This is a genomic window from Vibrio sp. 10N.222.52.B7 (assembly GCF_041474275.1).
Taxonomy (GTDB): Bacteria; Pseudomonadota; Gammaproteobacteria; order Enterobacterales; family Vibrionaceae; genus Vibrio; species Vibrio crassostreae_C.
This window is the reverse complement of sequence record NZ_JBFRTU010000008.1, coordinates 22,027-28,464: the sequence shown is the minus strand read 5'-3', so window position 1 is coordinate 28,464 and position 6,438 is coordinate 22,027. Positions and strand designations below refer to the sequence as shown.

7 protein-coding genes are annotated in these 6,438 nt (G+C 42.3%); 5 read left to right on the top strand and 2 right to left on the bottom strand.

Features of this window, described 5'->3' with window-relative positions; translation table 11 throughout:
• Window positions 1–352 precede the first annotated feature (352 nt).
• Window positions 353–988, bottom strand: coding sequence for a hypothetical protein (locus AB4512_RS03585; RefSeq protein WP_017069925.1), 636 nt, complete (start codon window positions 986–988; stop codon window positions 353–355).
• Between the two features lie 252 nt (window positions 989–1,240).
• Here AB4512_RS03585 and AB4512_RS03580 point away from each other — a divergent pair, with 252 nt between their 5' ends.
• From AB4512_RS03580 to AB4512_RS03570, 3 genes are all read left to right on the top strand, one after another.
• Window positions 1,241–1,486: a DUF2164 domain-containing protein gene (locus AB4512_RS03580; protein WP_017059821.1), complete on the top strand. Its 246-nt coding sequence runs from the start codon at window positions 1,241–1,243 to the stop codon at window positions 1,484–1,486.
• Window positions 1,487–1,639: 153 nt separating this feature from the next.
• On the top strand, window positions 1,640–2,179 hold the full coding sequence (locus AB4512_RS03575; RefSeq protein ID WP_017067366.1) for a cytochrome b: 540 nt from the start codon (window positions 1,640–1,642) through the stop codon (window positions 2,177–2,179).
• The gene (locus AB4512_RS03570; RefSeq protein WP_017064630.1) at window positions 2,176–2,745 is read left to right on the top strand and encodes a YceI family protein; all 570 of its coding nucleotides are present in this window, start codon (window positions 2,176–2,178) and stop codon (window positions 2,743–2,745) included. Before AB4512_RS03575 ends, AB4512_RS03570 begins: the two co-directional genes overlap by 4 nt.
• 274 nt (window positions 2,746–3,019) lie before the next feature.
• On the opposite strand, the gene focA is transcribed toward AB4512_RS03570, so the two are convergent.
• Window positions 3,020–4,471, bottom strand: coding sequence for a formate transporter FocA (focA, locus tag AB4512_RS03565; RefSeq protein ID WP_050650436.1), 1,452 nt, complete (start codon window positions 4,469–4,471; stop codon window positions 3,020–3,022).
• A gap of 273 nt (window positions 4,472–4,744) precedes the next feature.
• Here focA and AB4512_RS03560 point away from each other — a divergent pair, with 273 nt between their 5' ends.
• Both AB4512_RS03560 and AB4512_RS03555 read left to right on the top strand, forming a co-directional pair.
• Window positions 4,745–5,650, top strand: coding sequence for a LysR substrate-binding domain-containing protein (locus tag AB4512_RS03560; RefSeq protein ID WP_136978571.1), 906 nt, complete (start codon window positions 4,745–4,747; stop codon window positions 5,648–5,650).
• Between the two features lie 204 nt (window positions 5,651–5,854).
• A complete protein-coding gene (locus AB4512_RS03555; protein ID WP_017059817.1) occupies window positions 5,855–6,349 on the top strand; it encodes a DUF1097 domain-containing protein in 495 nt (164 codons plus the stop codon).
• Window positions 6,350–6,438 lie beyond the last annotated feature (89 nt).

Sequence of the window (6,438 nt, the reverse complement as noted above, 5' to 3'; positions counted from 1 at the left end):
TTACTTATCATTCACCATTAATAATGACTATTGTGAATTTAATCTCTGAGTAATCTATCTCATATCAACACCAATCAATATAAGCTTTCAACGCCAATACACCAGGTGAAAGTAAGGATAAAGCCTCAGGTTATGGGGGAATGTCAAAGTTACATTATTAACAAACAACTCTGTTTGCATATAAATGATATCTACTTCTCAAAATATGAACGATGAGCTGATAAGTTATTATTTTATCGAAGATAAACTTTGATTGATTATTGGGTAGGGCTTGAGTTAGGTTTTATAAAATATTGGGATGGAGGTCTAACTATTTACTTTCAAGACTGATTAAAAAAGTTGACCCGTATTCTTACTGCCATTGAAGTACTGCGTAAAGTTGCAGATATTTACGAACCAGTTGTTGATTTCCTGACCGCTTTAAAGGGTGTCCAAATTTAATGAAGCAAGGGCTGATTTTAAAATTATTATTTAAGTCAGTAGCGAATTGAGAATCACTCTCTCTTAGCGTGATACCTTGTTGGCTATATTCCGTGATCTCGTCTGGGAGTTCACCCATCCACCAATGCAATAATTCACCACTGTTTTTACTTCGGCTAATCCAATGGTCGGAGACAATGATCAAAACGTCATTGGGTTGAATGGAAAATCCATACTCTTGTTGCCAATTATGGATGTCCAACATTAACTTTCTACGACAGGTTTTCCCGGCGCTCACCATATGATGACTGATCATCCAAACGGTACCAATTTCGGAAGATATTCGGAAGTGTCGAGGCGTTTCGCCAGAAGAAAGCATTTCAAGTGGGCTGATGTTGCTTGCATGATTAAAGCTAACGAAGGTGTGCTCCATTCGGCGAGCAAATGCCTTTCCTATATGGTGCTCACTGATCCCTTGATTGTGCACCGTAGGGTAGTGGCGTTCACAGAGCTTTAGGCAATCGTCTTGAAATTGATTAACGCTTTTAATCACTAGATCTAATAACAATGAAGTCCCTTATACACAGCTACTATCTTATTGATGGGCAATAGTACGGTAATTGCGGTTCCGTTACCTATCGTCAAAGTGCGAGTTCTTGATCTCTCTATCAAAATTAACCATTGCTGAGTGATTTTATGGATAGCACTGGCGCTCTACAGGTCTGTATTCTAAATTATGAGGAATTCTAGCTAGTTACCTCGACTATAGTCTAGTCAGCAAATCACAATTGATCTACTTACTCTTTATTTGGAAACATTCATGACCATTCAATTAGATTCGAAACAAAAGTCTGAGCTTACTCATACGCTCCAAAAGTACCTGCAAGATGAACTTGATGTGGAGCTTGGTCAGTTCGACACGGAATTCTTGGTCGACTTCATCAGCAAAAAGTTTGGTGCTGTTTACTACAATAAGGGGATAGAAGACGCTCAGAAAGTGATGGAACGCAAAATGTTAGACATCTCAGATGAGCTCTACGAAATCGAGCAAATTGTTGAAATTTAACGTTTAGCCCAAACTTGTTCAAATAATTTGAATAACTCGTTTAATTTGAAATGATGTTACCAATGTAAAGCTTGGTAAATAATATGTTACACAAACTTGGTGTAGGGTACGCTTTTCGAAACTACACTACTCGTTAACATTCGGAAGAGATGCATGGACAACAACGTTAGAAATTACAACCCTTTAGCAAGAGCGATGCATTGGATTTCAGCTCTCGCGGTATTTGGCTTATTTGGTGTAGGCCTGTGGATGGTTGATCTTTCATACTACAGCGAGTGGTACAAAACAGCGCCAGACTATCACCGCTCGGTAGGCATTCTTTTGGCTGCCGTTACCGTTATCCGCTTGGTCTGGAAACTAGTTACCGCGTCACCTAAAGTGGAAGGTAAAAGCTATGAAGTTGCAGCAGCGAAGATCGCTCACGGCTTCATGTACATCAACTTAGCGGTTTTGTTTATTTCAGGTTATTTGATTTCGACATCAGATGGCCGCGGGATAGAGGTATTCAATTGGTTCACTGTACCAAGTATGGGCGAACTGTTTGCAAACCAATCTGATCTCGCAGGTACGGTTCACTACTATGCTGCATGGGTACTGATCATTATGGCATCAGTGCACGCCTTAGCGGCGATAAAACACCACGTTATCGACAAAGACGATACGCTACGAAAAATGATAGGAGCTTCAAAATGAAAAAGTCAATTATCGCTACAGGATTAGCATTTGCTATGGCAATGCCTTTCGCTGCGAACGCCGCTGATTACGTGATTGATACAAAAGGTGCGCATGCTTCAGTTAACTTTAAAGTTAGCCACCTAGGTTATAGCTTTATCCAAGGCCGTTTTAACACATTCTCAGGTGATTTCTCATTTGATGAAAGCAACGTTGAAGCATCAAAAGTAAACGTAACTATTGATACAACAAGCCTTGATTCAAACCACGCAGAGCGTGACAAGCACATCCGTAGCTCTGACTTCATTGATGCAGGTAAATTCTCTGACGCTACTTTCAACAGCACAAAAGTGGTTGATAAAGGCAACGGCAAACTTGAAGTAATGGGTGACCTTAAGCTTCACGGCGTAACTAAGCCAATCGTTATCGAAGCTGAATTCATCGGTGCTGGTCAAGACCCTTGGGGCGGTGAGCGTGCTGGTTTCGTGGGTACAACTCGTCTAGAACTTGCTGACTTCAACATTCCAGTAATGGGCGCTTCAAGCTATGTAGACATGGAACTACACGTTGAAGGCGTAAAAAAGTAATCTAGCTTTCTAGCTCTCTGACAGGTATCAACATTATTTAGAAATATCAAAAGTTTGGTCGATACTAAATAGGTCAGCAGTTAGAAATAGAGAAAGGCGCAAAGTTTTCACTTTGCGCCTTTTTTATTGAGATAAATGGCAACGCGTTTAGGTCTGTTTTGTGTCAAACCGTTTAGTACGTTAAAAGCCACCATTTGCCTCTAGCCAGTCAACGTTGCCATGACTGAGTTATCTAATTGAACTACTAATCCCTAATAGTTCAACTTACGATTAGTTAAGCTGTTTCTAGTTCAGCTTGAGGAACCACGTTTAGTCGGTCACCGTAGATTGGACGCAGTGCTTGCATCACTTCAATGCGAGTCAACACACCCACCATCACGCCATTTTCTAACACTGGAAGCATATGTGGTTGGCTTACTTTCATCGCTTTTGCACGCTCTTCTAGAGAAAGAGATGTCAGGCGAGTAGCGAAGCCCATGCTTGTCGTCGGGTACAGTTGCTCTTTGTCGATGCATAGGAACTCAGCAACGTCCACTAGCTTGTCGTTTGCGTCGATTGCCACAACGTCACGGCTCATTAGGTCTACAACTTTTTGGCCTTTAGTTGGGATGTAATCTTGGCACCAAAGGTCAACCATTACGTCATGAACAGAGAAGATACCCACTAGACGACCTTCAACATCGCAAACAGGAGCGCTAACAAGTTGCGCGTCTAAAAGTGTATCAATCGCGACTGATGTTGGCATTTCTACGCTCAATGTAATTGGTTGAGTGTTCATGATTTGCTTGATAGTAGTTGCTGTGTTCATAGTAATTTCCTTAACTGACGTAATTTCTGTTGTTTGTGTAATAGCGGTAATTTTTGCTGCTTTAAGTTGTGGGCGACGGTAGATGCTCCAGTTCGCTAAGCCGACCAATACTGAACCACCTACGATGTTGCCGATTGTCACTGGTATTAAGTTTGCGGTGACAAATTGCATGACGTTTAGGTCTGCATACTGGGCTGGTGTTGCGCCGATTTGCATCCAGAAGCTTTCTGGTGCGAATGCTTGAATCGTGATGCCTAGCGGAACCATGAACATATTCGCCACACAGTGTTCAAAGCCTGAGCTTACGAACATTGCAACGGGTAACACGGTCATCATTGCTTTGGTCATTGCGTTAGCAGAGCTGAACGTTAACCAAATCGCTAAACACACCAACAAGTTACAAAGCACACCCAAAGCAAACGCTTGAACTGGGGTGTGGTGTAGCTTGTGTTGAGCAATGTTTAAAGCGTTTAAGCCCCATTGCCCGCCATCCAGTTGATACAAGCCTGCTGCGCTTACCAAAGCCAATAGGAACATGGCACCGATAAAGTTGCCGACATACACCTTGCCCCAGATAGACAGCATCTTCGTGAAGGTGATTTGCTTGTTAGCCCATGAGATGCTTGATAACACTGAGCTGGTAAATAGCTCACCACCGCAAATCACAATCAAGATCAAACCCATACTGAAGGCAAGACCGCCGGCTAAGCGACTCAGTCCCCATCCAGCATCAGCGCTGCCCGTGGTTACCGTGATGTAGAATAAAAAAGCAAGCCCGATGAATGCGCCAGCCATGATTGCCAAACTCAATGTCATGCTGCTGGTTTTATTTGCTTTACTTAATGCAAACTTCTCTGCTTCCGCCATCATTTCTGTTGGTGAGAACAGTTGATGATTTTCAGAAGTGCTGGTTGCCATATCCCCCCCTTGAACAATCCGTCATGTGTAATTCCTAGTGTTAATGACCTGGTTAATCCGTAATGGTTAATCAGTAATGTTTTGCAGGGCTCGTTGTGTCCTGCCATTCCAGATTAGGGCGTTGAGGGGTAGAGGTAAAATTGATAATTTTTAGAAACCACATCAAATTTATTGATATAGATTTGGTTACGCGTAGAATGAAATTGATTGCTCATTGGCTTTATAAAAAACGAGCATCAGGACACAAATAATTAAAAGCATTAAGGATGAATTTTGCGTTATTCATTAAAGCAACTCGCGGTATTTGATGCAGTAGCAGACTCCGGGAGCGTTAGTCAGGCAGCAGACAAATTGGCGTTGACTCAGTCGGCGACAAGTATGTCTCTTGCACAGTTGGAAAAAATGCTCGGCAGGCCTTTGTTTGAAAGGCAGGGCAAGCAAATGGCTCTTACTCATTGGGGAATGTGGCTAAGGCCTAAAGCGAAGCGTTTACTGCAAGATGCGCAGCAAATTGAGATGGGTTTTTATGAGCAGCATTTACTAAGTGGAGAGCTCAAACTCGGTGCAAGCCAAACACCAGCGGAACACCTAGTTCCTGACCTCATCAGTATTATTGATAACGACTTTCCTGAGATGCGAATCTCGCTCGGCGTACAAAGTACCGATGCGGTTATTGATGGCGTATTAGATTATCAATATGACTTGGGTGTTATCGAAGGTCGTTGTGATGACAACCGAGTTCACCAAGAAGTGTGGTGTACGGACCATTTAACGGTGGTTGCATCGGCTCATCACCCGTTTGCGAAGCGTGAACGAGTAAGCTTGGCGCAATTAGAACAAGCAAAATGGGTATTACGTGAACATGGTTCGGGTACTCGCAAAGTTTTTGATAGCTCTATTCACCATTTAATTGGTGATCTTGATGTTTGGCGAGAGTATGAACACGTTCCTGTTTTAAGAAGTTTGGTTGCAAACGGCCCATATTTAACGTGTTTACCTTATCTCGATGTCGAACAGTTTGTTGAGTCTGGTCAACTGGTCACATTAAATGTCCCTGAGCTTGAAATGGAAAGAACCTTGTCCTTTATTTGGCGTGCAGATATGTCTGAGAACCCACTTGCTGAGTGTATTAAGCGAGAAGGTAAGCGCATGATGAAAGGCAAGCCATCGTTTCTGTAACGATAAATTGATAAAATACTGATAACCAAATATGTTGAATAAGCGATTTCGGTCTCTATCTAGTGATAAATACACATCTGCATACATTATTAACGTGATCGTGATCGGCTAAATAAGGGCTATCTTCCCATAGTATGCTTACTTGATTTTAAGTGAGGCTAAATCCGGTTGCGTTCAATTACGTAATTAGGCTTTAGAAATAGTATGAGTACATTAGTCGCGATTTCATTAACAACAGGTATTTTGTCAGGTCTATGGGGATGGATTGCTATCTCTTTCGGCTTATTGTCATGGGCAGGTTTCTTAGGTTGCACCAGTTACTTTGCTTCGCCAACAGGCGGCGTTAAAGGACTAGCAGGTAGCTTATTGACCAACATGACTGGCGTATTCTGGGCAATGGTGATTATCGAAAGCTCAACCTTCGCAGGGTTAGAGATTTTAGGCTACATGATTACTGCTATTGTGGCATTCTTTATGTGTATTCAAGCGAAACAAGCGTGGCTAGGTTATATCCCAGGCACCTTCATTGGTTGCTGTGCGACGTTTGCTGCAGGTGGTGATTGGCAACTTGTAGTGCCATCTTTACTGCTTGGTGGTGTATTTGGATACTTGATGAAAGCAACGGGGCTATGGCTTCACGAGAAATCGACTCAATCTTCGGAAGTTGTTGAACAACACGCTAAACAGGCAAAGGCTTAATTCGTTAACCTAACCTTAGTTAGTCACTGTGAACTCTTGCAAGATAACCCCCAATTAATTTGTATATCGATTTATACAGGCACACCGTT